The following is a 22,425-nucleotide window of genomic DNA, read 5'->3' as shown; positions in this document are numbered from 1 at the left end:
GGATGCAAGAGGTACGTAGGCCATGGTCCGTGATCACCGGTCAGGTGGCGAAGTGGCACCGCGATCCGGTGATCGTCCAGTCGGTCCGCTCCACGGCCGCGGCGACGGTCGCGTACGTCGTCGCCCTGCGGCTGAGTCCTGAGCGTCTGCCGCTCACCGCACCCCTGACCGCCCTGCTGGTCGTCCAGGTCACCCTGTACTCGACGCTGACGACCGGCATCCGGCGGGTCAACGCGGTGGTGGCCGGGGTGGTCGTGGCCATCGGGTTCAGCGTCCTGGTGGGGCTGACCTGGTGGAGCCTGGCGCTGCTGATCCTGGCCGCGCTGGCGGTCGGGCAACTGGTGCGGGTCGACGAGTTCGTGGTCGAGGTGGCGATCAGCGCCATGCTCGTCCTCGGCGTCACCCAGGTGGGCTCGACCGCCTGGCTCCGGGTGCTCGACACCCTGATCGGGGCCGTGGTCGGCATGGCCACCAACCTGCTGTTCGCGCCGCCGTTGTGGGTGGGCACCGCCGGGGAGTCGATCGAGGAACTGGCCCGCGGGATGCGGCAGCTGATGCTGCGCATGGGCGAGGAGGCGGCCGGCCGCACCGAGGTGGAGCGGGCCACGGCCCGGCTCTACGAGGCGCGCCGGCTGGACCACGACATCGTCGGGGTGGACGCGTCCCTGCGGCAGGCCGAGGAGAGCCTGAAGCTCAACCCGCGTGTGCGCGAGGGCCTGCTGCACCGGGTGGTGCTGCGCACCGGCCTCGACACGCTGGAGATCTGCACGGTGGTGCTGCGGGTACTGGCGCGTTCCTTCGCCGATCTGGCCAAGGAACGCGATCCCGGGCCACTGTTCCGGCCGGGGGTCGGGGCGGTGGTGGAGGAGCTGCTGTCCCAGGTCGCCGACGCCGTCGTCAGTTACGCGGTCCTGGTCACCACGCACGTGAGCCGCAGCGCCGAGTCGGCGGAGGAGCGTCTGACCAACGAGCTGGCCACCGCGGCGGCGACCCGCGACAGGCTGGCGCGGTTGATGCTGGAAGAGGTGCAGCGCGACCCCAGCCAGTGGCAGTTGCAGGGGGCGGTACTGACCGAGGTCAACCGCATCCTGGACGAGATGGACACCGAGCACCGCTCGCGCCGGCTGCTGGAGGAACTGGACCGCTGCACCCGCGAGCAGCGGGAGCGCGCCCGCCGGCTGACCCGGCTGCGGGACGCCCTCGGCGCCGCCCGCCCGCGCCGCCTCCGCGACCGCTTCCCACTGCCCCGCCGCGGCCGGAACCGGCCGGCCCCCTGACGACGTTGAGTCAGAAGAGGAACCAGACAGGGGGACGGCGCATGTCCGAGAACGACAACGACACCGGCAACGGCAGCGGTGCCGGCACCGTACGGATCGACGGGAACGCGCTGCGGCTGCCGGGCGGGGTGCAGGTGCGCTTCATCCGGACGCTGCGGCTGCCGGAGAAGGGCACGCACCCGCTGCCTCCGGGGCTCGGTGAGTTTCCGGTACGGCGGGTGGAGGACTACGCGGACACCGTTCCGGCCGAGTGGCGCACGCGCGGCGGGGTGATGCTGCCGGTGTATCTGCGCGAGGCGATGTGGCTCGCCTTCGGCGGTTCCGCGGAGCCGGCCGCGTTGCAGGTCGGGGTGGGCAAGGTGTGCGCGGTCTCGGGCAGACCGTGGAGCGGCCGGCTGAGCCGGGACCCGCAGAACTACGTGGTGCTGCCGCGCCAGCCGTGGCTCGACGGCATCAACTCCGGCAAAGGGACCGTACGCCAGTTCGTGGCGGTGCCGCTCGGGCTGGGGGCGACGGTGGAGGGCCAGGTCACCGGCGAGGAGGTGTGGGGCGGCATCCAGTTGCAGTCGTTCCCGCTGACCCCACAGAAGCTGGAGCAGTGGCAGGCGGACCAGCGGCGGCCGGCGCGGACGTCCCCGGCGGGCGCGGCCGGGGGCTACGGCGCACCGCCGGCGCCGATGGCGATGGCGGCACCCGGGGCGGCCGGGGCGCCGCCCGCGCCGGGGTCGGCGCCCCGCCGCCGGGCCGCCACGATGGGGCTCGGAGTGGGCGGCACGATGCGGCAGGAGATCTACCGGGACGAGCGGCCCGCTGCCGACTGGGCCGGCGAGCCGGGGGCGCGGGTCTTCGTGCACCTGGTGACACCGCCGGAATGGCGCCGCATCACGGGCGAGGAACCACCGCCGTCGCCGGTCGACCGTGCGGCGTACACGAACGCGGGGCTGCCGTGGTTCGACTACTACGACGAGGACGGGGTGGACCTGGCACCGGCGGACGGCCTGACGGCGGTGCAGCCGGTGGGCGAGTGGCTGGGCGAGGACCACGACCCGTGGCAGCCCCCGGCCCCGGGCCAGACCAAGCCACTGGGCGACGCGAAGGGGAAGCCGGTGACGGACGGGGACTGGTGACCTGACGTCGTCGTCCTGACCTCGTCCGGACGGGAGCCTGACTCCGTCCGGACGAGGTCCGCGGGGTACGGCCCGCCCCGGCCGGTTGGCACCTCGCCGATTCGCGCGCCTCGGCCGATTCGCGCGCCTCGGCCGGTCCGCGGACCCGACCGGTCGCGCACCCCGGCCGGTGCGCGCGCCGTGCCGGTCCGGCCGACGCCCGGTGCGCCGTGCCGCACGCCGACGCGGGCTGACACAGATCGTCAACCGATCGATCCTCATGGGACTGGTCGCCGGACCGGTGCTGCGTAGGGTTTTCCACAGGCGCCGGCGCGCCGGTTCGCACACTCGGCCTGGCGCCGCGCCGGACGCGCGAACGCCCGCGCGGAAGAACCCCACGACGAAGGAAACACACCCCTATGCATGCCCTTGTGGTCGATCACAGTGAGGCCGGACCCGTCCGGTTCGCCGATGTCGACGAGCCCGTTCCGTCCGGCGGGGAGACGCTGGTGGAGATACGGCACATCGGTCTCAACTTCGGTGAGCTGAAGTACGTGCGGCAGTGGCCGGACGGCGCGGTGCACGGCCACGACGCGGCCGGGATCGTCGTCCGTGCCGCGTCCGACGGTTCGGGGCCACCCGAGGGCACGCGTGTCGCGCTGGGGCTGGCGCCCTACGCGTGGGCGGAACGAGTGGCCGTCGGCACCGACTGGCTCGGTACCGTGCCCGAGGGGGTGGACCTGGCCGACGCCGCCGCTCTGGGGGTCGCCGGCGTCACCGCGCTCCGGGTGCTGCGCACACGGTCACTGCTGGCACGGGACGTCCTGGTCACCGGCGCCGGCGGCGGCGTGGGCCGCTTCGCGGTCCAGTTGGCGGCGCTGGCGGGCGCCAGGGTGACGGCGCTCGTCGGCTCGCCGGAGCGGGCCGCCGGACTCCGCGAACTCGGCGCCGACGAGATCCTGACCGACCTGGACGGTACCGAGGGCCGGTTCGCCCTCGTCCTGGACACGGTGGGCGGGCCGCTCACGGCCCGCGTGTGGGGCTCCCTGGCCGAGGGCGGCACCCTTCATCTGGTCGGCACCACCTCGGGCGAGGACACCACGTTCCCCTCGGGAGCCCTGTTCGGCTTCGGGGAGCCCAGGACGATCGCCACATACGGTGATCTGACACCTCCCGGCAGGGAACTGACGGATCTGCTGGGCCTGATGGCCGCCGGACGGCTCACGGCACCGGTCGGACTGCGCGGTGACTGGAAGGACGTCACCGGCGCCGCCCGGGCGCTGTTCGACCGGAAGGTGCGCGGGAAGATCGTCCTCGACGTGGCGTGAACGCCGGCGGCGCCGCACCGGGCGGGACCGGGCACGCTCCCGTCCACCGGCGGCCCCGTCGGGAGCGGGTCGGCGAAAATGGGGTCATGGACGTACTGGCGGAGGTACTGCGCGTCTCGGGCGCGCGCGGTGCGCTCGGGGTCGTGCTGAAGGCCGGCGGACTGTGGGGCCAGTGGCTGGACTCCTATCCGGGAGCCGCACTGCACCTGGTGTCCCGCGGCACCGTGTGGCTCCACGTCGCGGGCGAGAAGCCCTTGGAGATGCGGGCCGGGGACGCCGTCCTGCTGTCGCCGGGCACCGCGCACGGGATGGCGAGCGGCCCCGGCGTGACCATGGGCAGCTGCGACCGGGAGGCGGCGGTCCGGACCGTCGCGGACGGAGGCGCCCTCCACCTGGGTTCGGCGCCGGCGCGGACGGAAGTGATCACCCTGCACTACGAGCAGGATCCCGAGGTCAGCATGCCGGTGCTCTCCTCCCTGACGCGGCCGATGCACGTCGCGGCCGGGGAGAACGCGCAGTTCGGACGGACGGTCGAGCTCCTGACGGCGGAGCTCACGCAGCCGCTGTTCGGTGCCACCGCCGCCGTCAACAGCATCGTCGATCTCCTGCTCGTCCAGTTCGTCCGCGCCTGGCTGGCCCGCCACCCGGAGGAACGGGCCGGCTCCTGGCTGGGCGCGATGCGCGATCCGGTCGTGCGCGACGCCCTGGCACGCGTGCACGCCCGGCCGGAACACCCCTGGACCACCGAGTCGCTCGCCGCCGCGACCCGCGTCTCCCGCGCGACGCTGTCCCGGCACTTCCGGTCGGCCCTCGGACAGACGCCGGGCGCGTACGTCGAGCAGTGGCGGATGAATCTGGCGTCGGTGCGGCTCCGGGACACCGACGAACCGGTCGAGTCGATATCCGGTGCGGTCGGTTACGGCTCCCCGCACGCGTTCAGCCGCGCCTTCCGGCGGGCCCGGGGCGTGGCCCCCGGTGAGTACCGTTCCCTGGTGCGTGGGTGACCGCGGGCGGGGCGGCCGTCGGGTGCCGCGCGCTGCGGAGCGGGGCGGCCAGCGAAGGCCGGCGTAGGGATTCCCCCACCCCCGTCCACGTTCCGCCTCCCCATGTGCTGGACTGATCACCACCCGCCCCACCGTCCGCACGCCCCAGGGAGACCCCCTTGAGCCTCACCTACCGCCAACCCGGCGTCGTCCTCACCGATCACCGGTTCACGGTGCCCCTCGATCACGACGACCCCGCCGGCGAGCAGATCGAGCTGTACGCCCGTGAGGCCGTCGCCGGAGACAAGGCCGGGGACGACCTCCCCTGGCTGGTCTATCTGCAGGGCGGCCCCGGCTTCGGAGCGAACCGTTTCATCGGGAAGCAGGCGTGGCTCGGCCGGGCGCTGGAGGAGTACCGCGTCCTCCTGCTCGACCAGCGCGGCACCGGCGCTTCAACCCCCGCCAACCGGCAGACCCTGCCGCTGCGCGGCGGCCCGGCCGCCCAGGCGGACTACCTCGCCCACTTCCGCGCCGACGCCATCGTCCGCGACTGCGAGGCCGTCCGCCGCCGGCTCACCGGCGGCGCCCCCTGGACCGTCCTCGGCCAGAGCTTCGGCGGCTTCTGCGCGGTGCGGTACCTGTCGACCGCGCCCGAGGGGCTGAGCGCGGCGCTGATCGCGGGCGGCCTGCCCTCGCTCACCGCCCACGCCGACGACGTCTACCGTGCCGCGTACCCCCGCATCGAGCGCAAGGTCGCCGCGCACTACGACCGCTACCCGCAGGACGTCGAGCGCACCCGACGCATCGCGGAGCACCTGCTCACCCACGAGCCTGTCGTGCTGCCGAACGGCTACCGGCTCACCGTCGAGGCGTTCCAGTCCCTCGGCATCGTCCTCGGCACCGGCGACGGCAGCCACCGCCTGCACCACCTCCTGGAGGACGCCTTCGTCACCACCCCCGGCGGTCCGGCGCTCTCCGACAGCTTCCTGGAGCAGGTCCAGGCCCAGCTGTCGTACGCCGGCCATCCGTTGTACGCACTCGTCCACGAGGCGGTCTACGCGCAGGACGACCGCCCGACCGGCTGGTCCGCGGAGCGCGTCCGCGCCGAGTTCCCGCAGTTCGACGCGGCGAAGGCGCTGGCCGGGGACGGTCCGGTGCTGTTCACCGGGGAGTCCGTGCACCCCTGGATGTTCGACTCCGACCCGGCGCTGCGCCCGCTGCGCGAGACGGCGGACCTGCTCGCCGCCCGCACCGACTGGACGCCGCTGTACGACCGCGAGCGCCTCGCCGCCAACGAGGTGCCGGTGGCCGCCGCCGTCTACCACGACGACATGTACGTCGACCCCGGGCACGCTCTGGAGACGGCACGCGCGATCCGGGGCCTGCGGACGTGGGTCACCGACGAGTTCGAGCACGACGGGCTGCGCGTGAGCGGCCCCCGCGTCCTGGACCGCCTGCTGGCACTGGCCCGCGACGAGGCATGAGGCAGGGCGGGACCACGCAGTCGGGCCCGGCTCCGGAGGGGGCGAGGTGTGAGGCCGGTCGTTCGAGCGACGTTCGACCGCCGACTAGGGTGGGCGTCATGCCCGCCTCCCCCGCCGACCCCGCTCCCGCCCTCCGCGCGGACTGTTCCCGCTGCTTCGCGCTGTGCTGTGTCGCCCTGCCCTTCACCGCCTCCGCCGACTTCGCCCGGGACAAGGCCGCCGGCACCCCGTGCCCGAACCTCGGCGGCGACCACCGGTGCGGGATCCACGACCGGCTCCGCCCGGAGGGATTCACCGGCTGCACGGTCTACGACTGCTTCGGCGCGGGGCAGAAGGTCTCCCAGGTCACCTTCGGCGGGCGCGACTGGCGTACCGGCGGCCGGGCGCACGCCCGGCAGATGTTCGACGTCTTCCCGGTCGTCCGGCAGCTGCACGAACTGCTGCACTACCTGGGCGAGGCCCTGGCCCTGCCCGCCGCCCGCCCGGTCCACCCCGAGCTGCGCCACGCCCGGGAGCGCGTCGAGCGGCTCAGCCTCGGCACCCCGGAGGAACTCGCCGCGCTGGACGTCGGACCGTTGCGGCAGGAGGTGGGCATGCTGCTGGCGCGCGGCAGCGAGCTCGCCCGGGCGGGGCTGCGTGGCCGCCGCAAGGACCGACGCGACGCCGACCTGGTCGGCGCCCGGCTCAAGGGCGCCGACCTGCGGGGCGTCAGTCTGCGCGGCGCCTGCCTGATCGCCGCCGACCTCACCGGCGCGGACCTGCGCGGCGCGGATCTCCTCGGCACCGATCTGCGCGACGCCGACCTCACGGACGCCGATCTCACCGGCACCCTGTTCCTGACCCAGCCCCAGCTCACCGCCGCCCGCGGCAACGCGGGCACGACGCTGCCGGCGTCACTCACCCGTCCCGCGCACTGGACGGCGCGGAGCTGACGCCTGCGTCTCGTCCGGCGGCGGCCAGGTAGTACAGGGCGAAGGAGAGTGCGCCGGAGGTGGTCTCGTGCCCGGCGACGAGGAAGGTGATGACCTGGCGGCGCACGTTGTCCGGGGCGAGCCGTTCGCCGGTCCCGGGGTGCACGGTGTCGAGCATCCGGTCGAGCAGGTCACCGGTGGCCCCGGTGCCGTCGGCGTCGCGGCGGGCGGCGACGACCGCGTCGACCGTGCGCTCCAGCAGCGCGATGTCGTCCGCGTTGCGGCGGGCGGCGGCGCGCAGGAGCAGCGGGGCCAGCGGCCCGGGGACCGCGTTGCGGCGCTGGGCGTGGGTGAGGGTGCCGACCATCGCGGTGACGAAGGGATGCGGGCGGGAGCGTTCGAACGAGCCGAAGTCGTGCCCGAAGCCGGTGCGGGCGATCGTCTCCAGGGTCAGCTTGGTCATGTCGGCGGGCACGTCGACGGTTCGGCCCGCCGCCTCCTCCGCGTCCCAGCGGTCGAGGAGCCGCTCGGCGACGTCCAGCATCAGCGGGTGGTAACCGCTCATCGCCTCGCGGCTGAAGCCGGGGGCGAGCACGTCGTGCGCGAGCTGCCAGTTCGGCTCGTGGTTGTAGGCGGTGAACAGCCCGTCCCCGGCGACGGGGCGCAGATTGGCCACGCCGAGGCCGACGTGCTTGGCGAACCGGGACTCGTCGGCCAGATCGGCGGCGTACCGGCTGCCCCAGACGAACACGAACTCCCGCCGGAACACCTTGCGCCGGTAGACCGGGCCGAGCATCCGGCCGAGGCGCACGGCGTCCTGCAGCGGGCGGCGCACATCGGCGCCGAGCAGGTCCCCGGCGAGCGGCAGCCGGCGCGGCGGGTGCGGTATGCGGCGCAACTCGGGCCAGCCCAGCTCCGCACCGCGGAACCCTTTGGGCAGCCCGTCCGGCGTCCCCGGCGCACCGGGCGCCGTCGGGCAGGTCACCGTCGTCCGGTCGGTCCCCGTCGTCCGGGCCATGACGCCCTCCCCGTCGGTGCGGCAGCTCGGGAGGCCGGCGCAGGCTCCCGTCGGACCGCGTGTTGTACGTGGGTTCAATAACGCGGCCAGTGTCGTCCTGGACCGAATCTTCGTCAAGACGGCAAGGGGTTCGCGCGCCCCGGGAGCCCGGACCGTCAGGTCGGGGGTGGCGGCGGGACGAGCTTCGCGGAGACGGCGTCGAGGACCCAGTCGAGGCCGGTCGTGAAGGAGGTCTCCGGGTCCGTGTCCGCGGCGTCGTGCACGGCCCGGGAAAGAGCGGGGAAGCGGCCCGTGGCCAGCGCCTTCGTGAGGTGCGGGCCGCGGGCACGCTGCCAGTCGTGCTTCGACAGACCCGTCGCACGCTCGGCCCGCAGGCGGGTGATCTCGCGTCGGATCGCGCCGATGTAGTAGGCGCTGACCGTCTCCACGGCCCGCATGGCCGTGTCGATGTCGGCGTGGCCGTCGAGGGCGGCCAGCGTGGACTCGCTCAGGGCGAGGCCGTTCGGGCCGAGGGCCGGACGGCCGCCGAGAAGGTCGGCCAGCCATTCGTGGCGGAGCGCGGCCCGTCGGGTGCGGTGGGCGAGTGTGCGCAGCGCCTCGCGCCAGTCGCCGGGCCGCTCCTCGGGGAGAATCTCGGCCTGCACCTCGTCCACCATGAGGTCGAACAGCTCCTCCTTGGTGGCGATGTACCGGTACAGCCGCATCGGGCCCGCGTCCAGCCGGGCGGCGACCTTGCGCAACGACACCGCCTCCAGCCCGCCCTCGTCGGCCAGCGCGACGGCGGTGGCGACGATGCGTTCCCGGTCGAGCGGCACGGGGCGCTTCGGCGGTTCCGGCCGGTCCCAGACAGTCATAGGGACACCGTACCGACCCTTGCGATGCGCCGTAGCGTGTCAATACAGTGTATCGACATGAGACACCGTATCGCCGTGGTCGGCGCCGGCCCCGGCGGGCTCACCCTCGCCCGGGTGCTGCACCGCCACGGCCACCCCGTCACCGTCCTCGAACGCGACCCCGGCCCCGACGCCCGCCCTCCGGGCGGCACCCTCGACCTGCGGGAGGGGCAGGGGCAGCGTGCGCTCGACGCGGCGGGGCTGCTCGCGGAGTTCCGGGCGCTGTCCCGTCCGGAGGGCCAGGCCATGCGCATCCTGGACCCCGACGGCACCGTCCTGCGCGACTGGCTGCCCCGCCCCGGCGACCTGGCCAACCCCGAGATCGACCGGGGCCGGCTCCGCGACCTGCTGCTCGGCCCGCTCGACGTCCGGTGGGGCCGGGCCGTGACACATGTGGAGCCGGGAGCCCGGGACGGCGTCCTGGTCCACTTCCCGGACGGTGGGCCGGAGGCGTTCGACCTGGTCGTCGGCGCGGACGGCGCCTGGTCACGCGTACGTCCGACGGTGTCGTCCGCGACCCCGCACTACACCGGGGTCACCACGGTCGAGACCTCCCTCGACGACGTCGACGACCGCCACCCCGGCCTGGCCCAGCTGATCGGCGACGGCTCCGTGGCGGTGTACGGCGTGAACCGGGGGATCGTCGCCCAACGCAACAGCGACGGCCATGTGAAGGTGTACGCCCAGTTCCGCGCGCCACTGGACACCGAGGCCGATCCCGTCACCGGCACCGGAGCCGGAATCGATGCCGATGCCGTACGGTCGGCCCTGCTGACCCTGTTCGACGGCTGGGCCTCCCCCGTCCTCGACCTCCTCCGGCACGGCACCGCCTTCACCAGCCGCCCCCTGTACGCCCTGCCCGAGTCCCACACCTGGACCCATGTCCCGGGAGTGACCCTGCTCGGCGACGCCGCCCATCTGATGCCACCGCTGGGTGCGGGCGCCAACCTCGCGATGCTGGACGGGGCCGAACTGGCCGAGTCGCTCGCCGCCGGCCCCGCCGACATCGACGAGGCCGTCCGCGCTTTCGAGACACGGATGTGGGAGCGGGCCGGCCGGTGGGCACGCATCACGACGACCGGCCTGGAACGCCTCGTGGGCCCCGACCCCGCCGAGGCCCTCGCCCTCTTCGAGGAGGTCCAGCCCTCCTGACCGCCCGGCCGGAACCGGCCGCCGCCCGTGGCACGCCGACGCACGACCCTCCCGCACAACGCCGCAGTACAGTGCGGCAATGACCGACGGGGACAAAGCGCGTGTGCGGCGGCGGTTGAGTACGCGGGAGCGGCGGGAGCAGTTGCTGTCGGTCGGGGCGCGCCTCTTCTCGGACGACCCGTACGACGACGTGTGGATCGAGCAGGTCGCCGAGCTGGCCGGCGTGTCGCGAGGGCTGCTGTACCACTACTTCCCCACCAAGCGGGACTTCTTCGCCGCCGTCGTCGCCCGCGAGAGCGAGCGGGTGCTGCGGATGACGGCGGCCGTGCCGGGCGTGTCCGTCCGCGCGCAACTGCCCGCCGGACTCGACACCTTCCTCGGCTATGTGGAGGAGCACGCGCACGGCTTCCGTGCCTTCCACCGCGCCGACGCGGCCGGGGACCAGGCGGTGCGTCAGGTGTACCGGCGGTCGCTGGCCGCCCAGGAGCGGCAGATCCTCGCGGCGCTGGCGGCCGACCCCGAGTTCGGGTGGACCGTCGAGGAGCGGCCCGAACTGCGGATGGCGGTACGCGGGTGGCTGGCCTTCACCACGGCGGTGTGCCTGGAGTGGCTGCGGCACGGGGAACCGAGCCGGGAACAGGTACGGGACCTGTGCGTACGAGCGCTGTGGGGTGCGGTCACCCCCTGACGCGCCGAAGTGCCGACGTGGTTGGCGTACTCCTCGTTCTCCGATAAGTTAGGTCAGGCTAACCTAAGGAGGCTGGGGCATGGCTGACCCTCACACCTGGACGGCGGCGCCCACCGCGGCGGAACACGCCCGGTCGGTGACGGCCGTCGCATGGAGCTGCGCGGTGACCTCGGAGGGCGGCAAGGAGGAGTTCGTCGGCGCCCACCGCGTCGACGCCGACGGCAGGATCCTGCTGACCGTGCCCGAGGGCAGCGGGCTGCTCACCGCCGCGGTCTGCGCACCGCGCGGCGAGCCGTCGGCAGTGCTGGAGTTCGCCGATGTCGCGCCCGTACCGGTGCGGGCACGGATCCGCGCCCGGCTGTGGATGGCGGGCCGGCTGGCGCCGTGGGACGAGCACCTGGTCTTCCGGCCGACCCGGATGGTGCTACGACGGGCCACTGGAGCGGCGCTCGTCGACCTCGACGAGTACGCCGCCGCGGGACCGGATCCGCTGGCAGAGGCGGAGGCGAGGCTCCTGACCCACCTGGCCGACTGCCACCCGGCCGCGGTGGAGCGACTGAGCCTGCTGATGGAGCGTGAGCAGTTGCAGGGGGCGGTCCGGGTACGGCCACTCGCGGTGGACCGCCACGGGCTGACGCTACGGGTCGAGCGGGTGCGCGACCACGGGGACGTCCGCCTGACGTTCCACCGCCCGGCGGACGACGTGACGCAACTGTCGGAGCGGATGCACGTCCTGCTGACCCAGGCGGCACGGACATGCGGAGCGAGGTCATTCCCACGCGTGACGGAAAACGGCGCGTGACGCGCCGTTCCGTCCACCGACGGGCACAGGCGCGTCACGAGCGGACACACCCGAACCACCCCCTGCATCCGTCGTCCACCGCCGTTGCCGTTAACCGCTGCCGTCACAACGTCTTGTGCCCCCGCTGAATGGGTCCCGACGGGGGCACAGGTTCGCGCTAGGAACACGCAACCCACGTCACTTATGTTCGCCTGCGCGCATTGCGAGCCAGTTGAATGTCTTCATCGAGCAAGCTGCCTCTAAGACCGTGTCCTATGTGGTGAGGCGTCGTTGGTCCGTCCATGGGGCGGGGTACGTGGAGTTGGATTGTTCCGGACGGGTTGTGGGAGATCGCGAAGCCGCTGATCCCGCCGTCGAAGGTGCGGCCGCAGGGCGGCGGAACGCAGGACATCCCTGATGAGACGTTGTTCGCGGCGATCATCTACGTGCTGGTGTCCGGCTGCGCCTGGCGGGCCCTGCCGCCGTGCTTCGGGATATCGAAGTCGACCGCCCACCGGCGGTTCCTGATCTGGTCGAGAGCCGGTGTCTGGGGGCGGCTGCACGAGGCCGTGCTGCACCGGCTCGACGACGCCGGCCTCCTCGACGTCACCCGCGTCGTCCTTGACACCGCCCACGTGAGGGCGAAAAAAGGGGCGAACACACAGGTCCGAGCCCCGTGGACCGGGGCAAGCCGGGTTCCAAGATGCACGTCCTGTCGGACGCGAACGGACTGCCCCTTCTCGTCGGCGTCTCGGCCGGCAACACCCACGACAGCGAAGGTCTGAAGCCGATGGTGGAGGGTCACCAAACGAGACACGACCCCCACCGCGGCCGCTACTTCAAGCCCCAGCGTCTGCATGCGGACAAAGCCTACGACCGCGCCGATCTGCGCAGATGGCTCCGCGGGAAGCGCATCGGCGTGCGCATCGCCCGCAAGGGCATCGAGTCCAGCGAGCGATTAGGGCGACGCCGCTGGGTGATCGAGCGCACCATGTCGTGGCTGTCCGGCTACCGCCGGCTCAGCCCCCGCTACGAACGCGATCCCCGCAACTACCTGGCCGCCTCGCCGCCGCCCTCTGCTGCTACAAGCGACTTGTCCGCCTCACCACGTAGGACACGGTCTAAGCGGGGCCCTCCCCCACCCGACGCGGCGTCGTACAGCTCTCTGCAGCGCATGCGGTCGGCATCGCTTCTGGGCTGGCTCACTGGGCACCCCCGGCCTGGGTCACTGATCGTGGACACACTGACCGTAGGAACTGACCGATCGTCACCCCAGTGGGAGGCATGGCAGTTCGCGACCCGTGGTTCACGAACTGCCACGTTGCGTGGCAGCTACCCGACGACGCCCAGATAGTCGGCCATTTCGCGCATCTCCGTCGTGAGGGTGCGCTTGCGCTCCGGAACGTCCGCACCGGCACGCCCCGCCCCCGACGCTTCCAACCCTTCAACGTCGACGAAGCCCGTCAGTTCCTCACCGCAACGCACAATCACCGGCTGCACGCGCTGTTCGAACTCGCCCTCCACACCGGACTCCGCAAGGGCGAACTCCTCGGACTGCGCTGGGAAGACCTCCACCTCGACGCGGGCACCCCCGCAATCCGCCGAACCTTGCAGCGCACCAGCGCGGGCGGGCTCACCACACTGCCCACCAAGACGCGCGCCTCCGAACGATGCATCGCCCTCCCCACCCGCTGCGTCCAGTCGCTGAAGCTCCACCACGAGCAGCAGAAACGCGAGCACGAGGCAGCGGGCTCCACGTGGCAGCACGACGGGCACGTGTTCACCACGGTGCAGGGCAGACCGATCGACCCGACCAACCTCACCCGCACCTTCAACACGCTCCTCCGCACTGCCCGCCTCCGCCGCATCCGCTTCCACGACCTCAGACACTCCACCGCCACCCTGCTCCTGGAACAGGGCATCGAACTCGTCGTGATCAAAGAACTCCTCGGCCACGCCCACATCGGCGTCACCGCCACCGTCTACGCCCACCTCCGACTCCGCCTCCAGCGTGACGCCATCAACACCCTCAGCACCGCACTCGACGGTCCCGCCAGCCACGAGCCGACCCGCGATGACGCACTGTGCGGAGCCATCGTCCGCTGACGTTGCCGCTGAGGTTGAAAGGGTGGGGTGACAGCGGGCGTTGGTGGTGCTATGTCCTCGTCATGAGGTACGCGGATGGCGGCGGTCTGACCGCTGCGGGGCGGACGAAGCGTGAGACGGTGCGTTTCGAGGCCGCGGAGATGTTCGGGCAAGGGGCGCGGCCGCCGGAGGTGGCCCGCAGATTACGGGTGTCGCGGAAGTCGGCGTACGCCTGGCACGCTGTCTGGCGCGAGGGCGGCCACGCGGCCCTGGCTTCCAAGGGGGCTGGCGGCTTTCCGTGCCGGCTGGACGATGTCCAGGCCGAGCGGTTGCAGGCCGAGTTGGAGGCGGGGCCGGCGGCGCATGGCTGGAGCGAGGACCAGCGGTGGACCCTGGCGAGGGTCGCGGAGCTGATCCACCGGCTGTTCGGGCACCGGTACACCCCGCGTGGGGTGTCGTACCTGCTGCACCGGGTGGGCTGGTCTCCGCAGGTTCCCGTGCATCGGGCCGCCGAGCGGGACGAGCAGGCCGTTGAGTCGTGGCGGACGGAGCAGTGGTCACGGGTAAGAGGACGGCCCAGCTCCTGGGCGCGTGGGTAGTTTTTGAGGACGAGGCCGGGCAGGACCTCAAACCCGGCAAGGGCCGGACCTGGTCACGGCGCGGCAGGACGCCGCTGGTCAGGGTGACGGGCAAGGGGTCCGGCCGGGTCCTGATGGCCGGGATGATCTGCGTCAGACCGGGCCGCGAGACCAGGCTGGTCTACCGGACCCAGACCTACCGGGGCCGGACCGGCGAGAAGAAGGGCTTCCGGGCCCGCGAGTTCGCGGACCTGCTCACCTCCGCCCGGCGGCAGCTCGGCGGTGCCCCGCTGATCGTGGTGTGGGACAACGCCAGCACCCACCACGCCAAGGCCCTGCGGGAGTTCTGTGAGCGCAACAGCGACTGGCTGACCATCGTCAAGCTCCCGCCCTACGCACCCGACCTCAACCCCGTCGAAGGCGTATGGGCCCACCTGAAGAAGTCCCTGGCCAACCTCGCACCCCGCACGATCGACGACCTCACCCCACTCGTGAAGAACCGCCTACGAGGCATCCAATGCCGCCCCGAAGTGCTCGACGGCTTCATAGCCGAGACCGGACTCGGGCCGGAGCCTCCGTAACCCCGTCACCCCACCCTTTCAACCTCAGCGTCAACTACTGCCGTCACCCCATGCAGAAGCCCCGTCAGGACGCACCTGACGGGGCTTCAACTATGCGGTTCGGAATGGCGCGGGAAGGTCGACATCCCCCAGCGGAACGGCGCCCTCACACCGCATAGAGAAACTGGCGAGACCCCCGAATGGAACCTCGCCCGTTCCCGCGAGCGCCAAGAGCTACTTGCCTTCTGCCCTCAGCAAGATCTGAACCTTTGACGGAAATTGCGGATCATCCGCCATTACCGAACAGATCACAGAGTCACGGAATCCCGTGAATTGCATTCGGGCATATTCGTTCGGGTCGTGCAATACGAGCCACCCGGACGGACATGGAAGTGACACCTCAAAGAGGTTCGCCGGAAGCACCACAGGCGGAGCCGACTTCCATACCTCGCATTCGACAGGACCGTCGACACTGGCCTGAACGCCGAAGATGAGTGAACTGCCCTCTCGATACCAGCTGCTGGACGCCGGGTCCCAGTCACTGACGTCATCGTCACTTCCCGCATCTCGCAAGATCAGGCATCCGTGCTCGATTTTTGCCAGGAATGCAACCACAGGGCTATTAGCTACCATTCCTTCTTACTCTTTCCTTGTGAAAGTTGCGAGACAACCCCACCCTGCCGCCTAGCGCAGGGCAGACAGTGAGGATACGCCGTCTGAGGAGATCCGGGGGCCACGAGACTAGACGGCGGCTGGTGATCTGGAATCCATTCTCCTTCTTTGGTGCCAGGGGTCGTGGCATCGCAGGTGTGGCAGCCGTGCGCATTTCCGGATTCATTGATCAGGTCTCGAACGCCATCTGCTTCAATGTCACCGTTCTCCAGGCCGACTCCCTCTCGGGCATTCGGACCAGCACCCAGCGTCAGGTCGCACTTCTGACCTGGCGTTGCATTGTGAACGAGGACCGGCGTAGCCCCCGCCAGCACATAGTACGTGTGCTACGCGGACCCCTCCACCTGCTTTTCCGCAGGTCAAACCCAGTTTGCTGGTCCGGCGACGTGCGTGGGTGTCCGTGGTTGTGCGGGGTTGTTGCCGTCAGCTACTGCCGTCAGACAGTTCAGCCCAGGTACGGCTTCTCGCGGTGTTCCAGGAAGTGCTGGATCCTGAGCCGTTGGGTGTGGTGCATCGGCAACTGCTCGATCTCTTCCGGCGGCACGAACCGGAGTTCGGTGGACTCGTCGGAGATAGCCAACTGACCGCCGGTGATGCGGGCGGTGAAGCAGACGTTGAACTGGCGGCGGACCTCGCCGTCGGTGTAGGCGATGATGTGTTTCGGGTCGGTGTAGGTGCCGACCAGGCCGGTGATCTCGACGTCGAGGCCGGTTTCTTCCTTGACTTCGCGGACGGCCGTGCCTGGCAGGGAGTCGGTGAGGTCCATTCCGCCTCCGGGCAGGGCCCATAGGTCGTTGTCGCGGCGGCGCTGGAGGAGGATGCGGCCGTGGTCGTCGGTGACGACGGCGGATGCGGCGACGACCATGCTGTTCGGCTTGGGCGCGTTCGGGTCGTCGTAGTACTCGGTGCGGGCCACGGTCAGCCTTCCTCTCGTACGGGGGTTGCTGTCGTCCACACGGCGTCGAAGCTCTCGGCGTAGGTGTCGAACATGCCGCCTGCCTCGTGTCGGCGAAGATGCCATACGGGGGCGGCGTAGGCGTTGACACCCCAGACGTGTGCGTTGACGAGTTGCTGGTCGTCGGCGCGGTAGAGGGAGTTGTAGAGCGTGGTGCTGTGGGTGCGGACCTCGATGCCGGGGGTGCCGGCGAGGGGCCTGTAGTGCATGAGCGCGAGGCGGCAGCGGGATTCGATGCCGTGGCCGAACCGCTCCTCTTGGCCGCGGGCTTGGACGTTGTCGCTGTCGGGGTCCCCGATCGCGATGCGGACGGTGCAGCCTTCGGCGGCGCGTTCGGTGAGGAGTTCGTTCAGTCGCGGGTACGCCTCGTGGAGGAAGACTGCCGCGTAGACGAGGATGTCGATCCGTTCCCGGGCCTGGGCCATCAGGTCGGTGAACGTCGAGGCGGGGATGTCGGCCCGCTGCTCGTAGAGCGCGACCAGTTCGGGGCTGATGGCGCGGGCGGGGCGGGCTTGGCGGAGCGCCGGCCAGAGTGCGTGCACGTCTTCTCCCAGGGCCTTGGCCGCCTGGAGGGCGGTGGCACGGCGTGGCATACGCCCGAGGTTCACCCAGCGCTCGACCGACTTGGGGTCGACCTCGACCTGCTGAGCGAGTGCGGCGTACATCCAGCCTCCCGCCGCCATGACGGCTCGTAGTCTCTCGTTCGGCACGAGTCTCCCCCCTTGTCTCAGGACGACACTAGGGACGTTCTACACGGTGCAGGACGTCCCGAAGTGGGGTTTGGTGGAGGTTCCTTCGTCCCGGTGACCGGCGTGAGGATCGGTGCCGACCCTGCGGCACCAACAGGCCCAGGGGCACGCATCAACGCCGCCGAGGAGCGTCACCGTGCGAATGAGCGCCACCCCATGTGTTCCCGCCCTACGACTGGACGCCCGGTCGCGCACCGCCTCGCGGGGGTGGTCACGATGACGGCCCCCACCCCTGATACCGACGGGCACACCGTCTCGCCCGATGTCGGCGACCTGGTGGTCGACCGGCGGAGCAACAAGGTGGGCGTGGTGATGGGGCATGTGGGGCCGTACGTGCAGCTTCGACCGCCACACGGTGGCCGGGAGTGGGACGTGCCGCCAGGGGACGTACGTATGCCGACTCCGACGGAGGAGTTGAGCGCGAAGGTGGCCGTGGCCAACCGGAGGTGGGGACGGTGACTCCTCGCTCGGTCCTGCGGTACGAGACCTGGACGCTCCAGCCCGATCGCGAGCCGGATGCGGAGCCGGTCCTGTACGCGATGCAGTGCGCCGTGGACGGAGAGGCCTCACCGTCAAGTGAGGACTTCGCCGAACCGCAGAACTGGGTGCTGCGGCACTGCGGCCAAAACCCGTCCCACCACACCTACCGGGAGATCATCACCCGGCCCTGGCGGACCTGGCGCCAGATGTGACCTGCCTCGTTCTTGCCCAGGCGCCGCACCGCGCTGACCCACCCGACTCCCGTCCCTGCCGGGCGCGGCCAATCGAGGCTCCCCCGTCCTCGTCAGCCCCGGCAGGGACGGGCCTTCACGTGTGCGCCGCGCCCATGACCGTGAGGTTCTGGCCTCAGCCCCAGAAAGTCAGCCACGACGGCGGGCGCGCCAACGGATCACCCGCCACGTGTGTCTCGCTCAACCCCGCACCGGCATCAGCCCAGTTATCTCCATCGTCACGGCCCCAGCCAAGCACAATGGCCGCGTTCCGGACGACAGCTCCGCCGGGGTGCCGACGCCGCACGGTACGAGATAGCCGGACGGCCTCTCGGGGACCCGGCCGGTCTGCTGCTGAGCGGTCGGACAGCGGGGCTTCCGATTGACAGTCCGGCCTGCGCCTCTGGGCCCTGCGCGCCGAGTGGTCGGCGGCCGTCGCCAGCGGGGCGGCAGACAGGAGCGGGCGGCGGCCACCAGGCGCCGACGCGCGGCGGCCCGCGTCAGCGGGGCGCCCTTGATCAAGTAAAGAAACTCTGAACAGCTCACCCACTGGCCGAGCTGTCAGCCTGGTCGTCAGGGGCCCTGCGGGCGGCGCTTCTTCGCGTCGGCGAGTCTGTCTTCAAGTTCCTTGCGAGCGGCTGCGGGATCGTCGTGGAGCGGTGGCGCAAGTTGGCCACGGTGGGCCAGTTCGCGGGTGATCTTCCGGCCCTTCTCAACCGCTGCTTGGTACGCCGTGCGGGCCTGGTTGAGCTCGTCATGGATTTGGTTGGCAAGCGCTTTGAGCTCGGCGTCGGAGAGGTGCGCAAATTCGCCGGCGGTCCTGCGGGCCTGGCGTTCGATCTCCTCGCGCTGGAGGTGCTGGACGACCTTGGAACTGTAGTTCTTGCCAGGTGTCGGGGCGGTGCGGACGAAGACGCCGCGCCCCTTGACGGCGTAGATCAGCCCCTCGCTCTTGAGAAGACGAAGGGCGTTCTGCGCAGTGGAGTTGGCGATGGTGAACCGCTCTTGCAACTCACGAGCGGAGGGCAGCTTGCTGCCCGGGGGGAAGAGTCCTTCCTTGATCTCTTCGCGCAGGGTGTCCGCGGTCCGGACGAAGGGGGGGCGGTTGTCCTCTGCGCGGGCCGAACGCCCCCCAGGAGGGAAGGGACCGTCTCCTGCCGCGCCTTCGTCGCCGTCCTTTTCTTCGGTGTCCTGTTGGTCGAGGGGCAGGCTGACGTAGCTGCCCCGGCCGAGGACGGAGTAGACGAGCCCTTCCTGCCTCAGGACGCGCAGGGCGTTTTGGACGGTGGAGCTGGCGACACCGAACCGCTCTTGGAGATCGCGCGCCGACGGCAGACGCTCACCGGGCTGAAGCTCGCCGCTCAGGATGGCGGCCCGCAGCACTTCGGCGGCCTGGAGGTAGGGGGGCCGCGGGTCGTCGTCCAGGGGCAGGGTCATGGGCCAACCGTAGCGTCCGTAGCGCCTGGTGCACACGCCCGCACCACCGTCCTTATCGACCGTCCCACCTATGCGTGCGTTGCATCTGTATCGCCGTAGCGCTATGGTCATCGTCGAGTCGATCAAGCGGCTCCATCTCGAACGATGAGGGTGTGATGGCATGGCCATGTCTCGAATCCGTGTTGCTCTGCTGCCGTCGGCGGTGTGCATCGCGGGCACCGAACCGGTGCTGAAGATCAAGGACCAGCAGACCGGGGAGGTCGCCACCGACCGGGAAACCGGCGCATCGCTGTACACGGTGACCGTGATGCTCATGGAGGACGGCCGGGCGGAGGTCCTGAAGATCACGGTTCCGGAGTCGGGTCTGGCGGCCGGGCTGAAGCCGGGGGTGATGGTGCGGCCGGTGGAGCTGTTCGCTACCCCGTGGGCGCGGATCTTCAACGGTCAGCTCTCCGACGGCGTCGCCTACCGCGCCAACCGCCTGGAACTGGTCGTGGCAGAGGCCGCCAAGTGACCGGCAGCGACAACCAGGGGCCGCAGCGCGGGCCGCATGTGCTGCGGCCCCTGCCGGGCACTGAGGGCAAGGCAACGTTCTCCGCCTCCGGCGCGGTGCTCGGACGGCTCGGCCTGACCCCGGCGGAAGCGGCCGGGCTGGACCTGGCCGACATCCTCCGCCTGATATCCGAAACCGAGGGGGACACGTGGAAGCCGTGACGGATTACGGACCGGATGCTGTGCTGGTCGCGACCGTTCTGGTCAGCGTGACGCTGCTGCTGGTCGTGGTGCGCTACGTGCGCGCCGACCGGGGCACGCGCGCCAGCATGCGGCAGGCCCTGCTGGTCCGCTGGGGCTGGGTGCGCCTCGCGCGGATGGCTGGTCTGACGGTCACCGACAAGACACCGGGTCTGCTCGCACAGATCAACGCCCAGAAGGACGGCCCCGCCCCGGCGCCCCGGGTGCTGACTCCGAAGATCAAGGTGAAGCCGGACCGGTTCGGCGTGATCGTGCGAGCCAGGACGCTGCCGCAGGTGGGTCTGGAGGAGTACCAGAAGGCGGCGCGGTTCCTGGCGGACGCCTGGCGGTGCACACGGGTCTCCGTACTGCCGGACGGGCCCGGTCGGGTGGTGATCCGGGGCGTGCGTTCCGACCCGTTGACCACGCCGACCGAGCACCGGCCCACCGGCCGCCCGCTGGAGGAGGTGGCGCGCTGGGAGCTGGGGGTGGACGAGTACGCGGCGCCGGTGTGCGTGTCCTTGGCGAATGTGCCGGGGGTGACCGTGGCCGGCACGCCGGGTGCGGGCAAGACTTCGGCGGTGAACAAGTTCGTCTGTGACCTCGCGCCGTCGGCGGCGGTGCAGTTCGTGGGCTTCGACGGGAAGGTGTCGCGGGCCGAGGAGGGCGACTACGCCGACCTGGTCAAGCGGATGTTCGCGTTCTGCGGCGATGACCTGGACGAGGCCAACGCGCTGTTCAAGCGGCTGGTAGAGCTGCGTCGGCGGCGGTCGTCGGTAATCCGGGACGTGCTGGGCGTGAAGAACATGTGGCACGTCGGCCCCTGCCGACTGTGGCCGCTCACCGTGGTGCTCATCGACGAGGCGCACACATTCTTCCGCGAGTACAAGGGCAGCGACGCCGAGACGAAACGTTTGGCCGCCCTGACGACGGAGAACGCCCGGCTGGTGGAGGACCTTGTCAAGAAGGGCCGCAGCGTCGGCATCCTGACCATCCTGATCAGCCAGAAGACCACCGGCGACGCCATCCCGACCTTCATCCGCGATGTGTGCCCAGTGGGGCTGTCGTTCGCGCAGAAGACCGTGGAAGCCGCGGTGGCCGCACTCGGCGACGACATCCGCAACTGGCCCGATGCCAGCCCGGTCACCTTGCAGGACCCCGCCTACGTCGGCGTCGCCGTCATGGCGATGCAGGGCCGCCCCGGCTTCACCCGCATCCGCACCCCGTACGTCTCTGACGCCGACGCCGCCCGCATCGCGGAAGTCACCTCCCACCTGACCGCCGACCCCGCCCTGTGCCTGGACGCCCTCCTCGACACCACCAGCAACACGAACCCCGGCGACGACGGACCGGACGGTCCGGCCGTCCCCCTGGCCAAGCCCTGAACGCCCCCGATCCCACGCCCCGAGAGGAGGCCCGCGCATGGCGGAGGAACGGTTCACCCGGCGCACCGTGACCATGGTGATGGCGGTCATCGCGGCCTTGGCCTTCGTCTTCTCCTTCGGCAACGTCTGGGCGCTCGCCCTGCGGCTCGGCGTCCCCCGCCCCATCGCCCCGCTGATCGCCCCCATGGTGGACCTGTCCGTCGTCGGCCTCCTGGTCGCGCTCCGGTACCTGGCCCTGCGCGGCGTCCCCAAGGCGGAGCTGAAGGCCGGCACCCGGCTGCTGCACCTGTGCGGGCTGCTCGCCCTCGCGCTGAACACCGCCGAACCCCTGCTGACCGGACGCTACGGACGGGCCTGCCTGGACACCGTCGCCCCGCTCCTGCTCCTGGGCTGGGGCCACGTCGGCCCCGCCTTCCTCGCCCACTTCCACACGGCCGCACACCGGGAGGACACCACCGCAACCATCACCCCCGCACCCCTCGCTGAGCCGGTGGCCACCTCGGCGCCCGCTCCCGAAACGGCGGCCCCGGCCCCTGAGCCGGTCCCCGCCGCGACACCTACGCCGCCTCCGGCCGAAGTGCCTACCGTGCTCAAGGTCCCCGACTCCGCCCCCGCCTCGGCCGTCACCACGGCGCCTGCCACCGGCTCCCGACCGGTCCTCCCCGCCGCACTGCTGAGTGCGGCGCGGCGCATCGCGGACACCCACCACGCCGAGCACGGAACACCGGTCACCGCCGCCCAGCTCGCAGCCCGCATGGGCGTCGCCCTGCCGGTGGCCACAGCCGCCCTCGCTCAACTCTGAGCCACCCCGGCCACCGGCCGGATCACCCCTCCCTGAAATCCACGCCCACCCCATGGGCCTGGTTCGTCATGCCCCGAGCAGCACCAACACGCCCACAGCCATGGCCGGTTGCTGCTCGGGGCCCCATCCCGACAGAAGG

Annotated in this window: 21 protein-coding genes and 3 pseudogenes; 19 read left to right on the top strand and 5 right to left on the bottom strand. The window is 71.2% G+C overall.

The window, feature by feature from the left end; translation table 11 throughout:
- Nucleotides 1-2 precede the first annotated feature (2 nt).
- The 6 genes from QFZ64_RS32335 (at nt 3) to QFZ64_RS32310 (ending at nt 7,110) form a co-directional block, all read left to right on the top strand.
- Nucleotides 3-1,277, top strand: a complete 1,275-nt coding sequence (locus QFZ64_RS32335; RefSeq protein WP_307071017.1) for an aromatic acid exporter family protein — start codon at nt 3-5, stop codon at nt 1,275-1,277.
- 41 nt (nt 1,278-1,318) lie between these two features.
- Complete coding sequence (locus QFZ64_RS32330; RefSeq protein ID WP_307071016.1) at nt 1,319-2,404, top strand: hypothetical protein; 1,086 nt, start codon at nt 1,319-1,321, stop codon at nt 2,402-2,404.
- Between the two features lie 398 nt (nt 2,405-2,802).
- A complete protein-coding gene (locus tag QFZ64_RS32325; RefSeq protein WP_307071015.1) occupies nt 2,803-3,711 on the top strand; it encodes a zinc-binding dehydrogenase in 909 nt (302 codons plus the stop codon).
- A gap of 86 nt (nt 3,712-3,797) precedes the next feature.
- Entirely contained in the window at nt 3,798-4,715 is a 918-nt protein-coding gene (locus tag QFZ64_RS32320; RefSeq protein ID WP_307071014.1) for an AraC family transcriptional regulator, read from the top strand.
- A gap of 158 nt (nt 4,716-4,873) precedes the next feature.
- Nucleotides 4,874-6,178, top strand: a complete 1,305-nt coding sequence (locus QFZ64_RS32315) for an alpha/beta fold hydrolase (protein ID WP_307071013.1) — start codon at nt 4,874-4,876, stop codon at nt 6,176-6,178.
- A gap of 98 nt (nt 6,179-6,276) precedes the next feature.
- Nucleotides 6,277-7,110 carry a pentapeptide repeat-containing protein gene (locus QFZ64_RS32310; protein WP_307071012.1) on the top strand — a complete coding sequence of 278 codons (834 nt, stop codon included), beginning with the start codon at nt 6,277-6,279 and terminating at the stop codon, nt 7,108-7,110.
- Nucleotides 7,111-7,132: 22 nt separating this feature from the next.
- Here QFZ64_RS32310 and QFZ64_RS32305 read toward each other — a convergent pair.
- Nucleotides 7,133-8,107 (bottom strand): annotated as a pseudogene (locus QFZ64_RS32305) (cytochrome P450); the annotation flags it as partial.
- Nucleotides 8,108-8,262: 155 nt separating this feature from the next.
- Nucleotides 8,263-8,961, bottom strand: coding sequence for a TetR/AcrR family transcriptional regulator (locus QFZ64_RS32300; RefSeq protein ID WP_307071010.1), 699 nt, complete (start codon nt 8,959-8,961; stop codon nt 8,263-8,265).
- Nucleotides 8,962-9,018: 57 nt separating this feature from the next.
- Between QFZ64_RS32300 and QFZ64_RS32295 the strand changes: the two genes are divergently transcribed.
- The 7 genes and pseudogenes from QFZ64_RS32295 to QFZ64_RS32265 all read left to right on the top strand — a co-directional run bounded on the left by QFZ64_RS32295 (nt 9,019) and on the right by QFZ64_RS32265 (nt 14,865).
- Nucleotides 9,019-10,152, top strand: coding sequence for an NAD(P)/FAD-dependent oxidoreductase (locus QFZ64_RS32295; RefSeq protein ID WP_307071009.1), 1,134 nt, complete (start codon nt 9,019-9,021; stop codon nt 10,150-10,152).
- Nucleotides 10,153-10,231: 79 nt separating this feature from the next.
- Nucleotides 10,232-10,840: a TetR/AcrR family transcriptional regulator gene (locus tag QFZ64_RS32290; RefSeq protein ID WP_307071008.1), complete on the top strand. Its 609-nt coding sequence runs from the start codon at nt 10,232-10,234 to the stop codon at nt 10,838-10,840.
- A gap of 79 nt (nt 10,841-10,919) precedes the next feature.
- Complete coding sequence (locus tag QFZ64_RS32285; protein WP_307071007.1) at nt 10,920-11,642, top strand: DUF2470 domain-containing protein; 723 nt, start codon at nt 10,920-10,922, stop codon at nt 11,640-11,642.
- A gap of 281 nt (nt 11,643-11,923) precedes the next feature.
- Nucleotides 11,924-12,734: pseudogene (locus QFZ64_RS32280) on the top strand (IS5 family transposase).
- Between the two features lie 285 nt (nt 12,735-13,019).
- Nucleotides 13,020-13,727, top strand: a pseudogene (locus QFZ64_RS32275) (site-specific integrase); the annotation flags it as partial.
- A gap of 62 nt (nt 13,728-13,789) precedes the next feature.
- The gene (locus tag QFZ64_RS32270; RefSeq protein ID WP_307071006.1) at nt 13,790-14,305 is read left to right on the top strand and encodes a winged helix-turn-helix domain-containing protein; all 516 of its coding nucleotides are present in this window, start codon (nt 13,790-13,792) and stop codon (nt 14,303-14,305) included.
- Nucleotides 14,260-14,865 carry an IS630 family transposase gene (locus QFZ64_RS32265; protein ID WP_307071005.1) on the top strand — a complete coding sequence of 202 codons (606 nt, stop codon included), beginning with the start codon at nt 14,260-14,262 and terminating at the stop codon, nt 14,863-14,865. Before QFZ64_RS32270 ends, QFZ64_RS32265 begins: the two co-directional genes overlap by 46 nt.
- Before the next feature lie 1,096 nt (nt 14,866-15,961).
- Here the strand turns inward: QFZ64_RS32265 and QFZ64_RS32260 are convergent.
- Nucleotides 15,962-16,432 (bottom strand): NUDIX domain-containing protein, encoded by a 471-nt coding sequence (locus tag QFZ64_RS32260; protein ID WP_307071004.1) that lies wholly within the window; start codon nt 16,430-16,432, stop codon nt 15,962-15,964.
- A gap of 2 nt (nt 16,433-16,434) precedes the next feature.
- Nucleotides 16,435-17,154, bottom strand: coding sequence for an XRE family transcriptional regulator (locus QFZ64_RS32255; RefSeq protein ID WP_307071945.1), 720 nt, complete (start codon nt 17,152-17,154; stop codon nt 16,435-16,437).
- A gap of 282 nt (nt 17,155-17,436) precedes the next feature.
- Here QFZ64_RS32255 and QFZ64_RS32250 point away from each other — a divergent pair, with 282 nt between their 5' ends.
- Nucleotides 17,437-17,679, top strand: coding sequence for a hypothetical protein (locus QFZ64_RS32250; protein ID WP_373430700.1), 243 nt, complete (start codon nt 17,437-17,439; stop codon nt 17,677-17,679).
- Complete coding sequence (locus tag QFZ64_RS32245) at nt 17,667-17,912, top strand: hypothetical protein (RefSeq protein WP_307071003.1); 246 nt, start codon at nt 17,667-17,669, stop codon at nt 17,910-17,912. The genes QFZ64_RS32250 and QFZ64_RS32245 overlap by 13 nt, the downstream gene beginning before the upstream one ends.
- Nucleotides 17,913-18,503: 591 nt before the next feature.
- On the opposite strand, the gene QFZ64_RS32240 is transcribed toward QFZ64_RS32245, so the two are convergent.
- Nucleotides 18,504-19,367, bottom strand: coding sequence for a GntR family transcriptional regulator (locus QFZ64_RS32240; protein WP_307071002.1), 864 nt, complete (start codon nt 19,365-19,367; stop codon nt 18,504-18,506).
- A 160-nt stretch (nt 19,368-19,527) separates the two neighbouring features.
- Here QFZ64_RS32240 and QFZ64_RS32235 point away from each other — a divergent pair, with 160 nt between their 5' ends.
- Genes QFZ64_RS32235 through QFZ64_RS32220 form a run of 4 tightly spaced genes read left to right on the top strand, consistent with a single transcriptional unit; the run spans nt 19,528 to nt 22,286 of the window.
- The gene (locus QFZ64_RS32235) at nt 19,528-19,881 is read left to right on the top strand and encodes a hypothetical protein (RefSeq protein WP_307071001.1); all 354 of its coding nucleotides are present in this window, start codon (nt 19,528-19,530) and stop codon (nt 19,879-19,881) included.
- Nucleotides 19,878-20,081, top strand: coding sequence for a hypothetical protein (locus tag QFZ64_RS32230; protein WP_307071000.1), 204 nt, complete (start codon nt 19,878-19,880; stop codon nt 20,079-20,081). Before QFZ64_RS32235 ends, QFZ64_RS32230 begins: the two co-directional genes overlap by 4 nt.
- Nucleotides 20,078-21,484 (top strand): FtsK/SpoIIIE domain-containing protein, encoded by a 1,407-nt coding sequence (locus QFZ64_RS32225; RefSeq protein ID WP_307070999.1) that lies wholly within the window; start codon nt 20,078-20,080, stop codon nt 21,482-21,484. Before QFZ64_RS32230 ends, QFZ64_RS32225 begins: the two co-directional genes overlap by 4 nt.
- A gap of 37 nt (nt 21,485-21,521) precedes the next feature.
- Nucleotides 21,522-22,286, top strand: coding sequence for a DUF2637 domain-containing protein (locus tag QFZ64_RS32220; protein ID WP_307070998.1), 765 nt, complete (start codon nt 21,522-21,524; stop codon nt 22,284-22,286).
- Nucleotides 22,287-22,425: the final 139 nt, after the last annotated feature.

It is taken from the genome of Streptomyces sp. B3I8, from assembly GCF_030816915.1.
GTDB lineage: Bacteria > Actinomycetota > Actinomycetes > Streptomycetales > Streptomycetaceae > Streptomyces.
The sequence above is the reverse complement of the archived record's forward strand: the minus strand, read 5'-3'. Positions and strand labels throughout refer to the sequence as shown.